The organism is Gottfriedia sp. S16(2024) (assembly GCF_050473765.1).
Classification (GTDB): Bacteria; Bacillota; Bacilli; order Bacillales; family Bacillaceae_G; genus Gottfriedia.
On sequence record NZ_JBFLUO010000001.1, the window covers coordinates 3833772 to 3855023 of the forward strand.

Annotated in this window: 15 protein-coding genes; 4 read left to right on the forward strand and 11 right to left on the reverse strand. The window is 32.9% G+C overall.

Annotated elements, in window-relative coordinates; all coding sequences use genetic code 11:
• Positions 1-6 precede the first annotated feature (6 nt).
• Positions 7-4929: a DUF4132 domain-containing protein gene (locus AB1282_RS18145; RefSeq protein ID WP_429899708.1), complete on the forward strand. Its 4923-nt coding sequence runs from the start codon at positions 7-9 to the stop codon at positions 4927-4929.
• Positions 4930-4988: 59 nt separating this feature from the next.
• Here the strand turns inward: AB1282_RS18145 and ypeB are convergent, their stop codons facing one another.
• The gene (ypeB, locus tag AB1282_RS18150; protein ID WP_056465615.1) at positions 4989-6314 is read right to left on the reverse strand and encodes a germination protein YpeB; all 1326 of its coding nucleotides are present in this window, start codon (positions 6312-6314) and stop codon (positions 4989-4991) included.
• 15 nt (positions 6315-6329) lie between these two features.
• Positions 6330-7133: a spore cortex-lytic enzyme gene (sleB, locus tag AB1282_RS18155; RefSeq protein WP_056465617.1), complete on the reverse strand. Its 804-nt coding sequence runs from the start codon at positions 7131-7133 to the stop codon at positions 6330-6332.
• Between the two features lie 163 nt (positions 7134-7296).
• On the opposite strand from sleB, the gene AB1282_RS18160 reads away from it, so the two are divergent.
• The gene (locus AB1282_RS18160; protein ID WP_429899709.1) at positions 7297-7635 is read left to right on the forward strand and encodes a DUF3889 domain-containing protein; all 339 of its coding nucleotides are present in this window, start codon (positions 7297-7299) and stop codon (positions 7633-7635) included.
• An 827-nt stretch (positions 7636-8462) separates the two neighbouring features.
• Here the strand turns inward: AB1282_RS18160 and AB1282_RS18165 are convergent.
• The 5 genes from AB1282_RS18165 to AB1282_RS18185 all read right to left on the reverse strand — a co-directional run bounded on the left by AB1282_RS18165 (position 8463) and on the right by AB1282_RS18185 (position 13596).
• Positions 8463-9323, reverse strand: a complete 861-nt coding sequence (locus AB1282_RS18165) for a PIG-L deacetylase family protein (RefSeq protein WP_172795380.1) — start codon at positions 9321-9323, stop codon at positions 8463-8465.
• 126 nt (positions 9324-9449) lie between these two features.
• Positions 9450-10529 (reverse strand): bifunctional glycosyltransferase family 2/GtrA family protein, encoded by a 1080-nt coding sequence (locus AB1282_RS18170; protein WP_056465623.1) that lies wholly within the window; start codon positions 10527-10529, stop codon positions 9450-9452.
• A 560-nt stretch (positions 10530-11089) separates the two neighbouring features.
• Entirely contained in the window at positions 11090-12250 is a 1161-nt protein-coding gene (locus AB1282_RS18175; protein ID WP_429899710.1) for a murein hydrolase activator EnvC family protein, read from the reverse strand.
• 224 nt (positions 12251-12474) lie between these two features.
• Positions 12475-13434, reverse strand: coding sequence for an LLM class oxidoreductase (locus AB1282_RS18180; RefSeq protein WP_429899711.1), 960 nt, complete (start codon positions 13432-13434; stop codon positions 12475-12477).
• Between the two features lie 33 nt (positions 13435-13467).
• Positions 13468-13596 (reverse strand): BA3454 family stress response protein, encoded by a 129-nt coding sequence (locus AB1282_RS18185; protein ID WP_429899712.1) that lies wholly within the window; start codon positions 13594-13596, stop codon positions 13468-13470.
• 553 nt (positions 13597-14149) lie between these two features.
• Between AB1282_RS18185 and AB1282_RS18190 the strand changes: the two genes are divergently transcribed.
• Together AB1282_RS18190 and AB1282_RS18195 are read left to right on the forward strand one after the other, a co-directional pair.
• Positions 14150-15778 carry a peptide ABC transporter substrate-binding protein gene (locus tag AB1282_RS18190; RefSeq protein WP_429899713.1) on the forward strand — a complete coding sequence of 543 codons (1629 nt, stop codon included), beginning with the start codon at positions 14150-14152 and terminating at the stop codon, positions 15776-15778.
• A gap of 614 nt (positions 15779-16392) precedes the next feature.
• Positions 16393-17799 (forward strand): catalase, encoded by a 1407-nt coding sequence (locus AB1282_RS18195; protein WP_429899714.1) that lies wholly within the window; start codon positions 16393-16395, stop codon positions 17797-17799.
• 140 nt (positions 17800-17939) lie between these two features.
• Here AB1282_RS18195 and AB1282_RS18200 read toward each other — a convergent pair whose 3' ends face one another.
• The 4 genes from AB1282_RS18200 to AB1282_RS18215 all read right to left on the reverse strand — a co-directional run bounded on the left by AB1282_RS18200 (position 17940) and on the right by AB1282_RS18215 (position 21225).
• Positions 17940-19028, reverse strand: a complete 1089-nt coding sequence (locus tag AB1282_RS18200; protein WP_429899715.1) for a DUF871 domain-containing protein — start codon at positions 19026-19028, stop codon at positions 17940-17942.
• On the reverse strand, positions 19028-19489 hold the full coding sequence (locus tag AB1282_RS18205) for a DUF3284 domain-containing protein (protein ID WP_390312008.1): 462 nt from the start codon (positions 19487-19489) through the stop codon (positions 19028-19030). The genes AB1282_RS18200 and AB1282_RS18205 overlap by 1 nt, the downstream gene beginning before the upstream one ends.
• Positions 19489-19815: a PTS lactose/cellobiose transporter subunit IIA gene (locus AB1282_RS18210; protein ID WP_056465636.1), complete on the reverse strand. Its 327-nt coding sequence runs from the start codon at positions 19813-19815 to the stop codon at positions 19489-19491. Before AB1282_RS18210 ends, AB1282_RS18205 begins: the two co-directional genes overlap by 1 nt.
• Positions 19816-19896: 81 nt before the next feature.
• Entirely contained in the window at positions 19897-21225 is a 1329-nt protein-coding gene (locus AB1282_RS18215; RefSeq protein ID WP_429899716.1) for a PTS sugar transporter subunit IIC, read from the reverse strand.
• Positions 21226-21252: the final 27 nt, after the last annotated feature.

The window sequence follows — 21252 nt, forward strand, 5'->3', positions numbered from 1 at the left end:
TTTAACATGAATCAATATAAAGAATATTATCAAAGATTAGAAGAAAAATTACATTTACTTGATGAAGATCATTTGAAAATTGCTAGATTAATGGTTAATGGTGCAAAAAATAGTTCTTATTACAATCGTGATTATGTTAGACCAATCGAAAAACTGATTTCCGCAAATCCAAACTTAACTAATAATCAATGCTTTGAACCGATTCGATTCATTATAAAATCCTTATTAGGTGAACAAGAATTAAACAAATTTGATTATATTCTAGCTCATGTAATTGATTATCCATATTCAGAAAGTTACTATAGAAGACCTTTTCGAACGAAGGATCTGACAGTACATACGAAAAGAGTGATCGAAAAATCATTTGAATTAGTACGATGGAATGAGCACGATGTGACTTTAAAAACGCTTCTAACCTCATCATCTGAACTTAAAGAAGACTATGATTACCATTCTATATTAAGTGATTTGATTGCTTATGAACTTGACCATGAAAATGAAGAAATAAAAAATACACTAAAAGAAATTATATACGGTGAAAATAATACAGCTTTGCTAAGTAGATGGATGATTAAAGGGATGTTTAAATCTCATAAACAGGAAAGCTATGAAGATTTGGGTAAACTGCTTTTAGCTGCGGGTCTGCAAGAAGGCTTAAGACAAAATATAGTTGAAACAATGGATGAAGGTACCATCGATGGAATGAAGTTTTTGCTTCAAATAATCATAGAGAATAATTTAACACGTTTTAGTTCGATTGTAAGAGCACTAGGTGTTTGGACCGGTGTTGAATTGGAGTCGAATAATAAAAGAATCGTGAATCAAATTATTACCTACACCTCTTTAGCATTAAATAACGAAGATTTACGAAATGATTGGACTTCTCAAAATAATGTAGATAAGCTGTATATTTCTTTATGGGCTAAAGGTGTATATGAGGAAGCTGATTTAATCAATGAAATTAGTCTTATTTTAACGAATGGCTTACATTATCAAAAAGTAGTTGTACATTATTTAATTGGCCAATTAGAAAATAAACCACTTATTTATTCTCTACTATCTAATCATTTCGAACAGACAGATATAGAATTGCAAGCCTGGACGATTAAAAATTATCCCTATCATTGTTCAACAAGTTATAACATTTTAAGTGAGAAAGAAAATAAATTTTCATATTATAAAGAACCGCTTTTACAAGATAAAGATGTCCGAAAAAAGCAATTCATTTATTTTAGTAATATGCTAGAACATGGTCCTAAGACAAATAAAGTGATAAATTCCAACGTTTTTAAACAAATGGAAATAACTTATTCACCTGATACGATTATTCAAATTTTAATCTATTTAACAGCGTATGATTTAGATCATAATTGGATTGCTCAACTAATGGAGTACAAAAAATATATGACCGCTGAAACTAGGTCTCAGTTTTTAGAATATTTTATCGTAAATATTGATGAACCAACTCAGAAGGAATATCTTTTTAATGCGTTGGCAGATAGAAGTGTATTAATTAGAGAAGAAGCTATAGCTAAAATAAAAAAAATAACTTCTTTAAACGACTCTGATATTCCACGAATTGAGGCATTGCTTACGCTTAAAACACCATTAATTAGACAAGAAGCAATCCATTTACTTTTAAAGCTTAAGCACGAACAGTTAACGGAATCGCTAAAACGATTATTGAGTAGTAAGAAAGCTCAACAACGACTTGGGGCATTGGATATTGTAAACCAAACGAAAGAACATAAAGTACATAAATCCAACTTTGATCAATATATGGAATTACTCCATTTAATCTCTAATCCTACGGAAAATGAGCGGTTGCAGATTGATAAATTAACAAAGCAAGAGTGGAATGAAAAAAATGGATTTGGTTTATATGACCCTAGTAAAATTAGGCCAGTTCGTAAACTTGAAATTGAAAAATCTTACCAACAAAAAGAATGGTTTACACTTAACAAGGCTAAAATTTCAGCTTTTTTAAATGGTTTATCTGAACTAGTACATGAAAATAAAGATTATGAATTTGAAATAGAATACTGGAATGGAGAGAAAGAATCTGTTTTATTAGGTAGTCAGATAGAAATGATAAGGCATTATAAATCAGATGACTTAAAGATGGTTGACCAATTACCTTTACCAGATGTTTGGAAAAACTATTTAATTTCTAGTGGGCTTCAGACGAACCAAATAATTGAATTATGGTTTTATTTGAATAGCTACTACTTAGTAAATTACTACGAAAATACAATTAGTCCTTGGGATTATAAGTATCGAAATTATGATTTAACTGATGAAGAAAGTCTTACTTCATTAAATGACTGTCAGAAAGACTTACTCATTTCATTTTTCGCAATCTCAAGCCTAAAAGAAGTAAGCAAAATGATAGTTGACCAGAAGTATAAACAGCAAATTAGAAGTATCATCGAAGCATATTTTGATGATCTTCCAAAAGAAGATAAATTCCATTATCTATTAAATCAATTAAAGTCGTTTTCAATACTCATTGCGGATGGATCAAATTGGCTTAAGATTTATGTTTATTTGTCGGAGACTTTAATTGAATGGTTAGAACAATCAATCTATGACGATGAATCATTTATCGAGTACTTTGAATATAAAAATTATCTTTATCATTACTGTACAAAGCGCTTGTTTAAACACTCACCAGAGGAATTAATACGTGCTTACACGTTAAATGTAATAGATGAAAATGAGCTTCTTAAAGAAACTCTGAGTGATTCAAAACGAAATAAATTCTTTAGAGAACTCTATATTGAAAACAGTGAATTAGTAAAGGAATACCCTGAAATTACTCAAATAGCACAAAAAATACTAGACAGGGTTTTAGAAATTGAATTAAAGCGTGGAGATTTACCTACAAATGTATCTAATTTTGCTAGTGGGATTAATTATTTTGAAGGTACTTCTTACTTTGTTCAAATTCTTGAGAGAATTGGCGATGAAGGGTTTATTCGTGGATATTTTTACGCAAGTGGAGAAGATATTTCAAAGAAAGAATCGTTTAGTTCATTGTTAAAAGCCTGTTATCCGAATGAAAATGATCATGTTAAAATCTTATCTAACTTATTAAATGAAAAAGAGATATCAGAAAAGCGTTTACTTGAAGCTGCAATGTATGCTCCGCAATGGCTTGATCTTGTTTCTGATTATTTAAATTGGAGCGGGTTAAAAAGTGCTGCATGGTATTTCCATGCACATATTAACGAGGATTTTGAGGATAAAAAGGCTGCGATCGTCGCACATTACTCTCCAATTGAGCCGAATCAATTTAATGATGGTGCATTTGATATTAATTGGTTTACAGAGGCGTATAAAGAGCTAGGATCAGAACGGTTTGAGATCCTTTACGAATGTGCCAAATATATTTCAGGTGGAGCAAACCACCGTAGATCACAATTATTTGCTGATGCTGTATTAGGCAAGTTGAAAATAGATAATCTGAAGAGCTCTGTAGTCGATAAGCGAAATAAAGAGCATTTATTATGCTATAGTTTAGTTCCTTTAGATCATTCAACTAAGAAAGACTTAGTAACTCGCTATGAATTTATTCAGCAATTTTTAAAGGAAAGCACACAGTATGGAGCCCAAAGAAGAGCAAGTGAAGCGAAAGTAGTCGAAATTGCATTAGGAAATCTAGCTAGAAATGCAGGCTATTCAGATACGATTCGAATGACATGGGATTTGGAATCTAAAAAGGCAGAGGAATTTAACACTTATTTTGAGCTCAAAATGATTGATGATCTAATGATTAGACTTGAATTAAATGAAAAAGGAACAGTTCATTTCCTCATTCATAAAAATGACAAAGTTTTAAAATCCGTTCCAACTAGGTATAAAAAGAATGAGTATATTTTGAAATTGACTGAAGTAAAAAAAGAAATTAAAAATCAATTAAGAAGAGCAAGAATAGAGTTAGAAAAATCGATGGTTTCAGAAACGGTATTTACAGTTAAAGAGATAGACAATTTGACTAAAAATATGATCGTAAATCAACTACTCAGTAAGCTTTTATTTGTTTCTGAAAATAAAGTTGGATTTTTTGAAGATAACAAGCTGATTAGTCCGAATGGTCAAGAATATCAACTAAATGATTCAGACCTCTTAAAAATTGCACATCCTACACACTTATATGAGAGTGGTACGTGGAGTGAATGTCAAAGATTTATTTTTGAAAATAAAATCATTCAACCTTTTAAACAAGTTTTTCGAGAATTATATTTACCAAATATTGATGAATTAGCAAATGGAAAAATTTCTAGAAGATATGAAGGGCATCAGGTACAACCAAGAAAAACCGTGTCGTTATTAAAGAGCCGTTTATGGACAGCAAGTTACGAAGAGGGATTACAGAAGGTTTATTATAATGAGAATATTATTGTTAAGATTTATGCTGCAGCGGATTGGTTTTCGCCATCTGATGTTGAAGCACCTACTTTAGAGACTATTGAATTTATTAATCGTAAAACATATGAAAACATTTCAATTGAGCAAATACCACCTATTATTTACTCTGAGGTCATGAGGGATGTTGATTTGGTTGTAAGTATAGCGCATGTTGGAGGAGTCGATCCTGAGGCAAGTTTATCAACTATTGAGATGCGAAAAGCAATCATTCACGAGTCAATTAGATTAATGAAAATCTCTAATGTTGATTTCTCTCAAAATCATGCAAAAATTTATGGGAAACTCGGTGAATATAACGTACATCTTGGAAGTGGAAACACTTATAAGAATGCGAAGGGAGCATTACATATTATCCCAGTTCATTCACAGCATAGAGGGAAAATCTTTTTACCGTTTATTGATGAAGATCCAAAAACAGCAGAAATTTTATCAAAAATTGTTTTATTAGCTCAAGATCAAAAAATTAAAGATCCGAACATATTAATGCAATTACATTAAATCGTTTTTAACACAAAAAAGCACAGGAAGTAATAAACCTGTGCTTTTTATGCTATTACTTAAAGTTTTTTAACTTTTTCTTCATCACCAGTCGTTGCATTTATAAAGATATCATATGTATCGTGATTATATGTACCTAAAAATTCATAAGTGAGAACTTCTTTATTAAAATCATTTAAGATGACAGCTAATCGTTCTTCTTCTACTTTAACATTTTTATTAAGCTTTGCTTTTGCTTGCTCAAGTGTCAGCTTTGGAGTAGGGACTTTACGTACATGGTTAGATGTAATATAGTTTTTAGCATTAAATCCGATTATTTGACCGTTATCTAATGCAACCTTTAACTGAATTGCTTCTGGATAGATGCGCACGTCATCAATTGCTTTTACCATTTGAAGTACACCAATCGTATCGTATTGTGAACTATCATATAATTCCATGTTCTTATAGTTTTTTGAATTTAAATAACTTAACCCTTTTTTCACTGCATCGTCTAAACTGATTTGCTGTTTAGCTATGGGTCTATTTGTAATAAAGAAGATCGGCAAACCTGCAGTTTCTGTTACTTCCATATACGTATCAGCTGTTGGGTTAGTGTGTGCCATTGTAACTGAGTAAAAAGGTTCAAATCGATCATTATCGCTTTTACTTCTAGTAACTGTTATTTTAGTAACATTTTTGAGCGGTACAGCGTCTTCAGCTATTTTTTTTGCTTCATTTTGATCAATTTTTTTACCAGTTAGCTTCTTTAAGCCTTTAGATTCTTCTTGGCCATTCGAAAACGTAGGACCAAAATCATTGTCTGTAGTTGCTTTTACTTGTTCAATATGTTTAAAACCATCCACGATACTATTGTCTCGTGGTGCTTTTTTTTCTTCGGACATTTGGCCAACATCCATCCAAGTTAAGTTTTTATTCATGATGTTTGTTTGTACATTCCGTAGTCCATCTTGAATTTTTTCAGCAGTTGAATACATATTGCGTAAATTACTATATTCCTTTGCAGTTAGTGGTTCTTTATTTAAATCCCGAACCGCTGTTTTATAGCTAAAGTTTCCAACTCCAGTTAAAAAGGCCTGCGTTTTATCAAATGGCACAAATTTTAATGGAAGCTGTGCAATATCCGATTTAGATTGAATCGAAAGACGCCATACATCTGCTAAAGCAGGGGAGAGAGACGTTCTTGAATTCATTGCTAAAGTCGTACCGATTTTATCGTGTAATAAATCCATATCAAATGTTAGTTCATTAAAAGCTCTTTGATAATTATTTTCGGCTTTTAAATTCATTTCTTTCAGATCGCGATTTTGCGTATATCCCCAATAACCAGTACCGATTAGAGCGGCTGTTAAAGCACCTACAACAATCCAACTACCTTTCATCATTACACCTCACTACAATTATTTACAAAAAATATGTTGTCCTATTGTAAGAATAATAGGGCGGCCACGAATCCATTGGTTTGTTGCTGTTTTAGGATTGTAGTAATAAATACATCCTGTGGTTGGATCCCAGCCGTTTATTGCATCAATTACTGCTTTTTTAGCCTGAGCATTTGGTGTTAAATTAATTTGACCGTCAGCTACTGCCGTAAAAGCACCTGGTTGATATATGACACCAGCTATTGAATTTGGAAAAGATGCATTTGTTAAACGGTTTAAAATAACGGCAGCAACTGCAACTTGCCCAATATATGGCTCACCACGTGATTCTCCATATACTGCATTTGCCATTAATTTAATGTCATTATCTGTATAACCATTTGGTGCGTTTGCAATTGGTTTATTATTTGGTTTTGAATTCGAATTATTAGGTTTATTTGTATCCGGTTTAGCCGGCGTATTGTTTGAAGTATTATTATTTGCTGTACTACCTTTATAATTCTTAGTTGCTTTTGTCAACTTTTCCTTTAATTTTGTTCCTGCGATACCATCAACCTTCATACCAAATTCCTTTTGAAAATTACGAAGAGCCCAGTATGTATTCCAGCCAAAGACTCCATCAGCTTTGTCGTCAAGAAACCCTATAAATATAAGGCGCTCTTGAAGCTCCTTAACATCATCGCCCGTTGAACCACGGCTGAGTACTTGACTACTAAAGGCATCAACTTCTTTTTTAGGTAAGTTGATATTTAAAGTAATTAGTGAAATACATATTATGCATAAGATAATAAATGCAGTTTTAAAATGAAAATTTTTTTGCAAAATAAATCCTCCTTAATCAAATACATATAGGATTACTATTTGTAAAAAATTTCTTTTTATTAGTAAAAAGCGTAAAAACTGATATAAATTGCACAAACAAGTAACGGATAGATAGAGTAGAGGGGTCGAATAGTAAGGATAGAAGCAAAAAGGAGGAGGTATTATGAAAAGAACATTCAGAGCAATTTTCATTTTCTCATTCTTATTTTGTATTTTTTGCAAAGTAAACCCAACTGCTGCAAAACCAGTTTATGAGCCTCCATATGCTAAATGGGGGAAAATTGCAGTTGAAAAAACAATCCAAAGATACCCACAATCGGATGTTATAGATTACTTACACATTGGGAGAGAACAAAAAACACCAACAGTCTCAGTAGAAAAATTCAAGTTATGGTTAAGATTAAAAGATGGAAGTAAGGAATTCGGGGTATTTGTAAATGTAGAATTTGATCCAAGAACAGAAAGATACTTAGGAATGACCTTTACTGAGACGGATCGATAATAAATAACTTTAAAAAACATCGCTTAAATTGTGATGTTTTTTATTGAAACACATATTGTGAGGGAAATCACATGAAAAAATTTTAAAAGAAAGTATTAGTTTAAATAAGGGATTTATGATTTTTAAAATAGAGAAAATTGATTATTTCAAAATTGATTTTTAATGTTGGAATGGTAATTGAACTCAAATAAAAAACTAAACACAATCAATGAGTGCAAATAAACAATAAACAGATTGAATTGTTGTATAAATTAAAATTACTAACAATTTAAGATTTTATTTTTTATTGAAGAATTTTTTATTAATTTTTTTACTCAAGTTTTAAATGATTAAATTACTATGTAAATTTGAGTTTTAATAAATTAGTTGGTTTTACATGAATTGGTTTATTTGATCTGATTAACTAAATTGATGATTTTTTCTGTTTCATCTCAAAACACTAAGAATACTTTTCAATTGAGATGGATTATAGTGTTTTTACCTCAACTTCCTATAATATATATTATGTAAACTAGCAGAAAAATCAATAACAAGGATGACAATTTTTTCTAACCTACTTTTTAAAGAAAACACTTTGTTTACTTCTATAACTTCAATTGATTACCTGAAAATATTAAACCTCAAAAATAAGATTACTTTAAAGATAACTTCGACACGCATATATATCCTCTCTAGGTTTTTACGACACGAATTTAATTACTTCACTAGTTTAGTACTTCAATTGATGATATAATTCTCAAATCATGAAAAAAGCTCCCAAAATTGGGAGCTTTACTAAACAACAAAAATCTTTCACGTCAACTTTACAAACAACACAAGCCAAAGCATTAATTCTCTTCAGCCAAATAAAAATACTCCCGATCTAGCACTTTAAAATAAATCCAATAAGGAATCTGCCGATGCCCTGGAAGCAATGCATCTACCGCCTGCTGCTGTGTTTTGTATCCCTTTGCTAACTTATCTATCTGCTTACCATATGCTTTAACAATCACAGCATTAGTTGGTTCCGGTGGACTTTGATTCTCCCTAAGCGGATATTTTTCCTGAAGTTTCTTTCCAAACTTCAAAATACCATCCCAGACTTTCGGGGGCAGTGTCACCATGTATAATCTTTTAGCAGAAAAAGACGAATCGTCCTTATGCTCACGAAACACTTCTCGAACTATTTTTGCAGCAAAAATATGATCTGGGTGCCCATAATATCCCACAACATCATCGTAAGTGAGAATCGTCGTCGGTTTATATTTTTTTATTTGTTGATAAATGTAGTTTTTCAACTCAATTGGATTGACTTCAGAAAGCTTGGAATCTGGGAAAGTTGCTTGAACAGGTGTTACGCCTAGCGTTTTTGCTGCAAACTCCCCTTCTTTCTCGCGTGCTTTTCCGAGCTCATCTTTCGAGACTACACCACCTGTTTTTCCCGCTTCTCCTTCCGTCAAAACAACCATCGTTACCTTGGCGTTTTCTTCGTGAATCTCACGAAAAACTTCTCCAGAAACGGTAATCTCGTCATCTGGATGCGGAAAGATCAGCATCATTCGTTTTGGTGAATCTTTCGGAAGCAGAGAATTTGTCACAACTGAATTTTTATCTAAAATTAGGTTATGTACGAACCCGAGTCCGACAGTCAGTATTATTAAAATAGTGAACAACACAATCAAAATACGTCCAATGAATTTTTTTAGCATATAACTGTTACCTTTCTTTCGACTTTGAAACATTAATTCAGCGCACTTTTCCATAGAAATAAGCGAATCGTCTAGCTTGATTCGCCTAATTCATAAAAATTTTTAATCATAGTATTCTGAATGATTTTACGTTTTGCTAACTTTTTGACGTTTCTTTGTTTTTTCAAATACCCACTCGTTTTGAATTTTGAAACTACTGAAAGAAAGCAATAAGTCCACAACTATTTTTAATATACTCGCTCCCCCGTGGAAGGCATTTTGTAGGAAAGTAACTCCATACGCTGAAACGATCATTTGAATCCCTGATAAAATATAATAGCGTACGACAGACCTTGCAGAAGAATGTTTAAAAACTGTTTTTGCATTTAATATGTAATTAACGATTGATGAAATGACACGTGAGATAATGCCAGCCCATAACACAGCTGCATTTGTGCCAATCCTATGTTCTAATAAAAAAATAAATAGCACAAATAACCCATAGTCAACGACAAAAGAAATAAGAGATGATGATAAAAACTTAAAGAACACAAAATAAATTTTAATAGAATCCACTAGAGGATTAAAGTGTGAACTGCTGTTTTTATCTAAATAGATTGTTTCAATCATTGTCTCCTTGATGTCAATCCCCTGCTGTTTACAGGCCAGGAGCATATTCAACTCATATTCAAACCGCGCACCAGACAAATTAAGTAAAAATTTCATATATGAAACGGGAATTCCACGTAAGCCCGTTTGTGTATCCGTAATAGACAAACCTGTTAGATATTTAAAAATTGAGCGGGTTAATGTGTTTCCAAATCGACTACGGAATGGTATGTTTTCTTCAGAAAAATTTCGCACCCCTAAGATTAAATTATCTGGCGATGCCATCAAAGCTCTTGCCACTTGATCAATATCCTTCGGTGTATGCTGTCCGTCACAGTCTGCTGTCACAAGACCAGCCGAATTCGAGAAATTTTTTAAAAAATATGAAATCCCTGTCTTGAGCGCCATCCCTTTTCCTAAATTGTGAGGGTGGTCAAGAACGGTACATTGGTCTATTTGACGTAAATTCTGAAAAATTCCATTGTACTGTGGATCGCTACCATCGTTAACGACTATAATATGTGGATTAAATTTAGACTTCAATTCCTTAACCAAATGGATCAATCGTTCATCTGGACTAAGTGCTGGTATTAAAATAACAGGAAAGTGATACTGCATTGATTCGCGTCCTCTCAATCATTTCCATTAGTAATTCTAGTATCTCACACATTTATACTGAATTGAACATTAATTTTATATTGTAAATAAGTTTAACCAATCGCAAAACATATAATTAAAAATTTAATGGGTATAAATAGCAAATTTGTGTCTCACTTTTATCGATTAAACACATTTTTGTCACAAATCAATGACAAAAATATGTTACCATCCCTTGTCATATCAACGTTATTAGATAATTAAGAGTAAATAGAAATATGAGGATGGACATTTATGCGATAAACATCACACACATATCTTTCCAAAATCAATGGCAAAAATATGTTACCACCCCTTGATATATCAACGTTATTAGATAATTAAGATAAATAGAAATGTGTGGATGGACATTTATGCGATAAACATCACACACATATCTTTCCAAAATCAAAAACAGCCTATCTTAAAATAGGCTGTTAATAGATTGTTGAAATATTGATGAATCACTACATAAAAATAAGGTTGGTTTGTGACCTTGGCTTTATAAGAGATAAATGTGGTTCGATTTGTGTTATAAAAGCTTAAAAGTTGATATACTTTGCTGGATTAACTGCGTTTGATTTTGCTTGATTCCATTGTCCATCATGCAATTCAAAGTGAAGATGCTTACCAAAAGAATGCCCCGTATTTCCCATCATTCCAATTTTTTGTCCTTTTGAAACAGTTTGCCCTGCTGAGACTTGATAATTTTGCATATGAGCATAAACTGATGTAAATACTTTTCCATTAATATTATGTGTAATAAAGACAACATTACCATAACTAGATGAATGGTAAGCTCGTATTACAACGCCATTTGCTACTGAGACAATCGGTGTAGTTCCTTTTTTAGCAATATCTACGCCATAATGCGTTTCATGATCAAATGATCGATAGCCAAAACCTGAAGATACATACCCTTCCGCTGGTCGAGTAAATTTACCACCTGAAATACTTGAAGCGACTTTTATAGCTTTTTCCTGTTCTTTTAATAGTTCTTCCTGTTCTTTTAAACTCAAAATATCCTGTTCCTTATCAGAAACATCATCCTTAAGTTTGCTTAGAATAGCATTCATTTGAGTTTCTTGATTAACAAGTGAACCTTCTAAATTTTGAAGTTCTTTTTTATCATTTTCCAACTTATATTGAGTTGTCATTATGTCTTTCTTTTTAAATTCAACTTTTACAATATCGTTCTGTTGTTCCTTAACTATGTCTTGATCAGTATTCATAAATTTACCAATAGCGTTTATTCGTTGTACTAAATCACCAATACCTTTTGCATCAAAAATAACGTCTAAATATGAATTATTTCCACCCGATTTTTGTATTGTAATTAAACGATTATTTATGATTACTTGACGTTGATCTAAACGTTTTTGAAATTCTTCTATTTCAGCTTGTAAATTTTCTATTTCTTTTTGGCCATTTATTAATTCTGCCTCTTTTTGGCTCTTCTTTATTTTTGTATTCTCAATTGATGTGTTAATTGTATCTAAAGAATTTAATAACAATTTTTTCTGATCTTTTAATTGATCCATCTCATTTTTTGCTTTTTGTGTTTCTTCTTGAACTTTTACTCGTTTATCTTGTATACTCTTAATCTTTGAATTTCCTATATTCTCTGCAAATACACCATTTGGAAGTATAGTAAATGATAAACCTGCAGCTACTAATATTAATTTATGAATAATTCGTTTCATCGTTATCTCCCTAAGTTTGACATATACTTATATATGTTAACTTAGAAATGTAACAATTTTATGCAAATTAGACTACACTCTTTTTACAAGTTTTTTACAAGATCTTTGCAACACTATAAAAAATAAGCAGTAAACTAATACTTATTTAACTTTTGATTTGATTGTGTTTTATGAATATGCTTTTGCTTTCATGTAGGTTTACTTCTTATAATTTATAAAAAATTTCACAATTTATTTGCTGGAAAATGAGGTATTACCTCTTCTCCCAATTCTTGAATGACTTCATCAGCAGGTCTTATACTATCAAATAAAGCAAAAAACAAATGATTGACACCTGCTTCTTTATAAATATTTAGTAATTGAATTAGATAGTTTCTTCCTAGTCTAAACCCTAATCGAATAGGTTTTGGCATTTCATTTGGATCATCGGATAAATCTAAATGCATTGGTTGACTAAATGGTTTAAAAACACCAGGATGATGAATAGCGACCATTTCTCTCCATCTTTTTATCGTTTCTTCTTGATCATGTGGATGACGTGGATAATACATCCATCCATCACCATTCTTAGCAAACCATTCCATATCTTGCTGTGCATACCCGGTAATGAAGGTTGGAATATGTTTAGTTGGTTTTGGAACTAAATTTGCACCAGATATAATACCGTTTGAAGATTTAATTATAGGAAAATCTTCATATAAAACTTTATTTAAAAATTCGAATGCTTCAACAAATGCTTTCCCTCTATTTGGATGAGAAATATTTAATCCATCAAAATCAGCTAGACGATCCCCTGAAGAAACCCCTAATAAAAGACGCTCAGGAAACAATTGATCAATAGTTGCTATTTCTTTGGCTAATTGTAATGGATGTCTTAAAGGTAAAACTGCTGCAGCTGTACCCAAACCAATTTCTTTGGTTTGGCTCGCTAAATATGTTAAGTAAATCATCATGTCATATATTTGCCCTACCGCTGGATCACCAAAATTTGGATCCTCTAAAATTACATCTCTTAACCAAAGTGCTGTAAATCCATAGTTTTCAGCCATTTGCGATAGTTCAACTTGTTTTTTCATTGTCGGTGAATCGAATTGAAAATTCTCAAGAGGAATATGAAGACCTAATGTCATCTCGCCATCTTTGTAAACACGATTGTATGTTTTATGATTATTAAAATTGTTCATATGATTTAATTCCCTCCCTTAGACAAACTAAAATTACCATTGATTTTTTACTTGTTCTTGCGCTAACTTTAAAATTTGAATTTTTGGTGTGCCCTTTTGAACAATAACATTTGTTAAATAGTGTTTACCTTTATAATTAATGTTCACTGTGACCTCAAGCATGTTTTGCTCTCCCTCTTTTGCAAATAATTAAATGCTAGTAATTTTATACTAAAATATTTCTAATTCAAGATATTTTACAGATAACATAGTGACTATCATCAGTTCTCATAACTAAATTATTGTCCTCTTCAGATAGAAGAAAAGTTAACGAATAAATAGTGTTGTCCCCAAATTTTATATAGTCCTTTTTTTGGAAATGAAATCATAAACTTCGCATCAGGACCTGTAATATTTTCTTCCATAGGATGAACATGTAAATAGACGTAAATGTCATAGTGGTCTCATTATTTTCAATTAACAATTTCGCAAATTCTGAGTTTAGTATTGCGGTGGAATTTAAGAATTTATGAATGTATACGTACTATCCTTGGCTACCATTTTTAATATTATTTGGTGAATCGCTAACTTAGCTGATAAATTATCCCTTGATTTCCCATCGGAATAGTATGATAATTAATTTGTCATACTAGTTTCATAATTTTTCTTTGTTTTCTTTAAAGCTAATGCAAAGAAAGATTTCATCTAGTCAATATACACAAAGGGGAATGTGAAGATGAATCAAAAAGTAGGATATACGGCCTTATCTGTACTACTAACTACCAGCTTATTTACTACAGCATGCAGCAACAAAACGGAAGAAACGCAAACAGCTGCTTTATCAAAAGCATCGAAACAGATTGTAAATGTAACTCAAACAGCGGAAATTTCCACTTTAGACTCTACGTTAGCAACAGATTCTGTATCGATTTCTGCAATGAATAACGTATTCGAGGGCTTGTATCGCGTGGACAAGAATAATCGACCGGAACCAGCCTTAGCAAAGTCCTATACTCTTGCCCCAGATAAAAAGACCTATACTTTTAAACTTCAGGATGCAAAGTGGTCCAATGGCGATCCGATTACTGCCGAAGATTTTGTTTACGCTTGGAAGCGTGCTGTAAATCCAGAAACAGGTGCAGAATACGCATATTTACTAGATGATGTGAAAAATGCGAAAAAAATTAACGAAAATCAGCTGTCTGTTGATGAACTAGGTGTCAAAGCAATTGATGATCATACATTTCAAGTTGAGTTGGAGAATCCTGTTCCATATTTTATTGATTTAGTTTCTTCTTCAACTTTCTTTCCATTGAACCAAAAGTTCGTTGAAGGACAAGGGAAAAAATATGGTTTAGAAGCAAATGCTGTATTATATGATGGACCATTTATCATCAAAAAATGGACTCATGAACAGAAGCTTCAACTTGTAAAAAATCCTAATTATTGGGATAAAGATAAAGTGAAACTGCAGGAAGTTAATATTAATGTCGTAAAAGATGCTTCCACCGCTCTAAACTTATACACAACAAAGCAAATTGACCGTGTGGACTTAACTGGTGAATTTGTGAATAAATATAAAAATGATGCAACCCTGAAAACTTATTTGAATGGCAGAACAAACTTCTTACGTTTGAATGAAAAAAATAAATTGTTAGCAAATCCTAATGCCAGAAAAGCAATTAGCTTAAGCATCGACAAAAAAGGAATTGCAGATGAAATTCTTAACAACGGCTCTGTACCTGCTGATTACTTAGTCCCTAAGGAGTTAGCTTTCGGTCCAAACGGAAAAGATTTCCAAGAATCAACTTCTACATATGAACATCTTGATCTAAAAAAAGCAAAAGATTATTGGGAAAAAGCAAAAAAGGAACTTGGTGTCACAAATGTACCGTTAGAGATGTTAAATTACGATGATGACAGCTCTAAACTGATTGCAGAATATTTAAAAGAGCAACTCGAGAAAAACTTAAGTGGATTAACGATTAATATTAAACAACAACCTAATGCTCAAAAATTGAAGCTAGAATCGGCTATGGATTATGATATCTCTCTTTCCAGTTGGGGAGCGGATTACCCAGATCCTATGACTTACTTGGATATGTTCCTTACAAACGGTGCATTTAATCAAACTGGATTCTCCAATCCAAAATATGATGATTTAATTAAACACGCTAAAACAGATTTGCTATATAATTTACCAAAACGTTGGGAAGCGTTGAAAGAAGCCGAGAGAATCTTGTTGAATGATGCTGCAGTTGTACCTCTATATCAAAAAGGGACTTCTTATCTTCAACGTCCATATTTAAAAGACTTCTATGTCTACGGTCCTAACACTTTTAAATATGCCTATATTAAAAAATAATTTCATCTGATGCCAGAAAGAAAATCGAAACAGTAAATAATGACCACCCCTCGTTTAAAAAAAGAAACTTACTCGCGTAAGCTTCTTTTTATTATGAGGTCACTAATTAATTGTGATAACTTCGATCCTCTTTTGACATCCCTATTTTTTTGGCGCATCTCCCACAAATTTTTTCCATTGAGACACCACCTACTCTATTAATAACGAAAATATCCTTTAATTTCATGCTATTCTATTTTGCGCCTTAATTCTAAGGTTACATTTTATAGTTCGGAATCTCGACAAAAGTTTTTTCTTTTTCGTAGACTTTCTTCTTATATAGTCTCTCCCTAATATTCTTTTAGCACTTTTCACTACAATACTTTTTGTGGAACTTATGTATAACTTCTTCCCTTCTTCCCGCACTCCATACAAGTTAATTTTATACGAATTAGAAGTCATATGTTAATAGTTACATTTATCTCTGTCAGAGTTTCATTTATAACAGGAAAATTCCGAAAGTAGTTAATGTGAATATGATGTAACGTTGAAAATAATAGTTAAAAATTCATATTCATCGTTTAAAAATCATATTTAGTAATGATTGATGGAAAAAAATTTTGGAGGCCATGATAATGAATGAAAAAGATTCAAAACATAGGCGAACTTTATCAGATAGAGACTATTATGAAAGAAAAAATTTAGATAGAGCCCTCTCCAAATGGACTAATGTTGAATCAGCTAAACTTCATTCACAAACAGTAGGCCCTAGTGGACCTGTACTGGAACAAGATAGTGTACTTCATGAGTCCTTACAAGAGTTTATTCATGAGAAAATATTAGAAAGACCGGTTCATGTGAAAGGATATGGTGCATTTGGTTATTTCCAAACGATCCATTCCATGACAGAATTCACAATACTGAACTTTTTACAAAATCCTGGTCATAAGATACCTGTTATGGTTCGCTTTTCATTGGCTGTCGGTACGAAAGGAACACCTGATACTTCCAGAAACGTACGTGGTTTCGCTACAAAATTTTATACAGAAGAAGGTGTTTTTGATCTTTTATGTAATCACATCCCTATCTTTTCTGTTCGTGATGCGATGCGTTTCCCAGAATTTATTAAAGCATTATCACCTTCACCAAAAAATAACTTAATTGACCCTGATCTATTTTGGAGCTTCGTAGCAAGAGCACCTGAATCTATTCATTTTGTTGTACGTCTATACTCAGACGAAGGTACAGTAAAAAGTCTTCGTCACATTCTAGGTCATAGTGTTAGTACATATGTTTGGAGAAATGCTCAAGGTATTAGAAAGTATGTTAAGTACCTTTGGTATCCATTAGAGGGTGTACAATACATTGGTAGCGAGGAAGCAAATAGACTTGCAGCTGAAAACCCTGATTATGCTGGTAAAGATCTATTCGATGCTATTGAGGGTGGTAAACCAGTAGAATATGGCTTATATGTTCAGCTCATGGATCCTGCAGACGGAGTACATCTTCCTTATGATCCATTAGACGATACAAAAGTATGGGATGAGAAAGAATATCCTTTTATACCAGTAGGTAAGATGGTATTAAATACGAATCCTGATAATTATATGGAACAAGTAGAAAAAGTCGCCTTCTCTCCTTCAAATTTACTTGATGGTGCAGAATTATCGAATGATAAAATACTGCAGGGCCGAGCCAATATTTATTACGATTCTCAAAGAAGAAGACTTGGGCCAGGATTTCGTAAAGTTCCTATCAATCAACAGCAAAACTGGACTCCAGCTAACCAAATTACAAGTGGTGATGGAAGTTATGCTGAAGGACAACTCGAAAGAACTTCAATAACAAAACATGATGATTTTGTGCAGGCTAGTGAATTCTATATGAACTTAACTCCTTTAGAAAAAGAACATCTAGTAGAAAATTTAAGTAGCGACTTGATCGTCATATCCCAAGATATAAGAATGAAAGTTATGGAGTATTTAAATAAGGTATCATCTGACTTGGCAAAAAGAATAGAGATCCAACTAAAAAAACAATAAAGATATAATAATCAAAAGCATAAAAAGGTCTAAAGTATAATCTATAAATTGTAAAAAGGGTGAAATCTTTTCTACTTGCTAAAGAACATGTAGAAGATTTTTCACCCATTATCAGTATCCTATTTAATTTGAGACATTCCTTAGGGAAATATTTCAAATACTCTCCAAGGATCAATGTAATCTAATAGTTTCAACTCATTTTCCGGTATCCTGCCAACTATATTTTTACGACCATCATTTGGCATGTCCTTTAAAATAATATGGAGTTCACCTTTATAACGACCATATTCATTATTAATAATAACGATGTCGCCACGTTTTAACTCATGAGTATGATGAGGTTCTATGTTTGCATCTTTATATGAAATACGTGGCATCGTTGATCTTGCCATGTATTCACTCATGTCTCCACGAACAAAATGAGGGAAATTAAAAATAATTTCTTTTTCCACATCGGTCACTTTTTCCGTTAAATCGATCTTGAAAGATAACTTCGCTGGATTGATCTTACTAAGTGATTTTAGTTCTTCTTCGCTTGCATAGGCATTTGCTACGATCACATCATCTACCAAACCAGTTGCGAATAGGTGACGTGTAGCTACATTAATTGGAAGAAAACGATGCTCCTCTAACGTACAAAGTCCCTCATTCACTGGCCAAGGTCCAAATGTTGAATCACTCTGACTAGAAACAAACACAGCAACCTTTAAACCGAGCTCTTTTACATCCTTACTACATTTTTCAAAATGCTTGAAGCTTAATCCTGAATACATTTGGGGGTAAAAATTATGACAAGTAATAATATTATCTTTATTTGCATTAAAACTTAAAATATTATCGATATATTTCGTACCAAGACTGGCATTAATTTCAATTTTAAGATTATATGGGTTAAACGTCATGAATGCTTCTTTTGCACCGTCAAAACCTTCATCCAATCGAATACCTGCAGCACCTAGTTCAGCAAAGAAACTTAAGTCTTCGTAAGTGATTCCAAGGTTCGAAAAAATACTCGGTGCGACATCTAAAATAACTTCCATGCCTAATGAATTCGCATGACTAATGATTTCTTTGAATTCTTCTTTAATTTCGTCTACATTTTTCCCTTCAACACTTAACAAACAAGTAAACACTCGTTTAAACCCATATTTTGCAGCAAGCGATAAATACGCCAGATCTTTTTCTTTTGTGGAGTGTTCTGGATAAATTGAGACACCTAATCTTGGCATCATATCACCTCTCTTTGACTGGATAGGTTTTCGTTTTTGATTACTTCTTCGAGATAAACGAATTGCTTTCGCATATTCTTTTTGCTTTTTCGAGCAAAAAAAATGGAGGCTAAAATGTAATTCCAATTTTGTAGTGCTGTTGCAGCCTGGTAGCCTTCTTTATAATGGATTTCAACGCCATTTTCATTATCGGTTAAAGTATATGCCATTGTATTGATTCCTTTTAAATGTTCAATCGTAGCTCGATATTCTTTCGATGGAATCAGCTCATCGATGTGAACTTTCACTGGTGTATCATAACCCATGCGGTTTTTGATATTCTTTTGATAGGAAAAATCTTTCGCTAATTGTTCTTTTGAAATCGTCTGGCCTGTACTCTGTTTGAAATCTTGTATAATGGAACGAAGCAATTGCTCGAAAACCTCTTCTGCGCGAACTTGCAACTGTACGTTTAATTCCATTAGTTTGCACACTCAAAAGCAGCTAGTTTCTTATATAAACCAATAAACTCTTCTGCCATAATTTTGATCGTCTCTGCGCTCATCATTTGATCTTCAGCGTGAACCAACAGTAAGTTAATGTCTGTTTTTTCACCACTTGCTTCTTGTTGGATTAATTTTGCGTGATAGTGATGTCCATTTTTAAACAGATCGAGTCCTTCTTCTATTAAGGAAGCAGCTTTTTCAAAATCGCCATTTTTTGCTTCGACCATCGCTTCTAAATACATGGATTTAGCAGAACCAACTGCTGAAATGATTTGAAAACAAATTAATTCGTTATTTTCCATTTTCAATTCCCCCTACTTGTTTTTTAACAAATAGAGAAAAGAAGGCTTTCTTCTTTTCTCTATTATAGTTTGTTATGAAACTTATTTTGCTTCGTGACGGTTTGCTAATTTAATGAATGGGTAATAAATGACAACCGCAATCGCTAAGTTGACAATCGCCACTAAAGCGGCTTTGATGTCTCCGGATGTTGATAAGAATGCACTTAGACCAACTGGTGTTACCCAAGGTACAACAACGTTCGTATACCCAATGAAACCTGATACAGTCGCTACATAAGCTGTAAGGGTTAGGACAACTGGCACGATCATGAATGGAATGATTAGAATCGGACTTAAAACGACTGGTAATCCAAACATGATTGGTTCGTTAATTTGGAAAAGTGAGGCCGCTCCACCAATTTTCGAAATTTCTCGATAATCTTTACGCTTAGAAGCGATAAAAATTGCGATAACAAGCGATAATGTCGCACCTGCACCGCCTAAGTGAACAAATGAATCAAAGAAAACAGATGTGAAGACGTTGTGTCCCCCGCTTGCATTGGCTGCAACTTGTGGCAGATAAATCGCGTTTGTAATCGCGCCCATCATGTTACCGCCATGTAAACCGAAGAACCATAGTACTTGAATCATTAAGACGTAGATAATAGCTGAGAATGGATTTTGTGATAAATGCATGAATGGATCAGTGATGAATTTTGTGATTAAGTCAAATAGATTTGTTTCAACTAAGATTTTTGCTTCATTTAAGATTGAGAATAAAACTGGTACAAGCGCACCAACGAGAATCGCTACTAAACCAGGGATGATTGCCGCGAATGCACGTCCAACTGCTGGTGGTACATTATCTGGTAATTTAATTGTTAGATTTTTCTTCATTAAAAAGATAAATATTTGTGTGATGACTAATGTGACGATGATCGCTGTTAATAAAGCTCCGAAGTTAAAGTATTGCCAACCAAAGTTCCCCCATGTTCCTTGTGTCGTTTTGCCATCTGCTAAAGTAACCGTTACTCCTTGGGGAGTTAATGCCAGAAAACCTGCTACAGCAACGACGGCAGCTGATAAAGGGTTCACTTCGTACGATTTTGCTAAACTATAAGCGACTGTAAATACTAATACTAGTGCTAGTACGGCGAATGTTCCCCACCAAATATTTCCCATCAGAGGCTGAAGGTATTTTGTTGTAAATTGCAGATATCCACTTGTTTCTGGTTTTAAGTTAAACCAGTCTGCCATCAATGAAGCTGGTGTAAAGAAAACGTTGTTTAATAAGACTGCTAATGATCCTGCCATGACTAGTGGCATTAATGCAACGAATCCATCGCGGATTGCGACTAAATGACGCTGTCCACCAATTTTAGCGGCAATTGGTACAAAGTGCTCTTCCATCCATTTAATGAAACGATTCATTTATTGAATCCTCCCTCATTTGTTTTT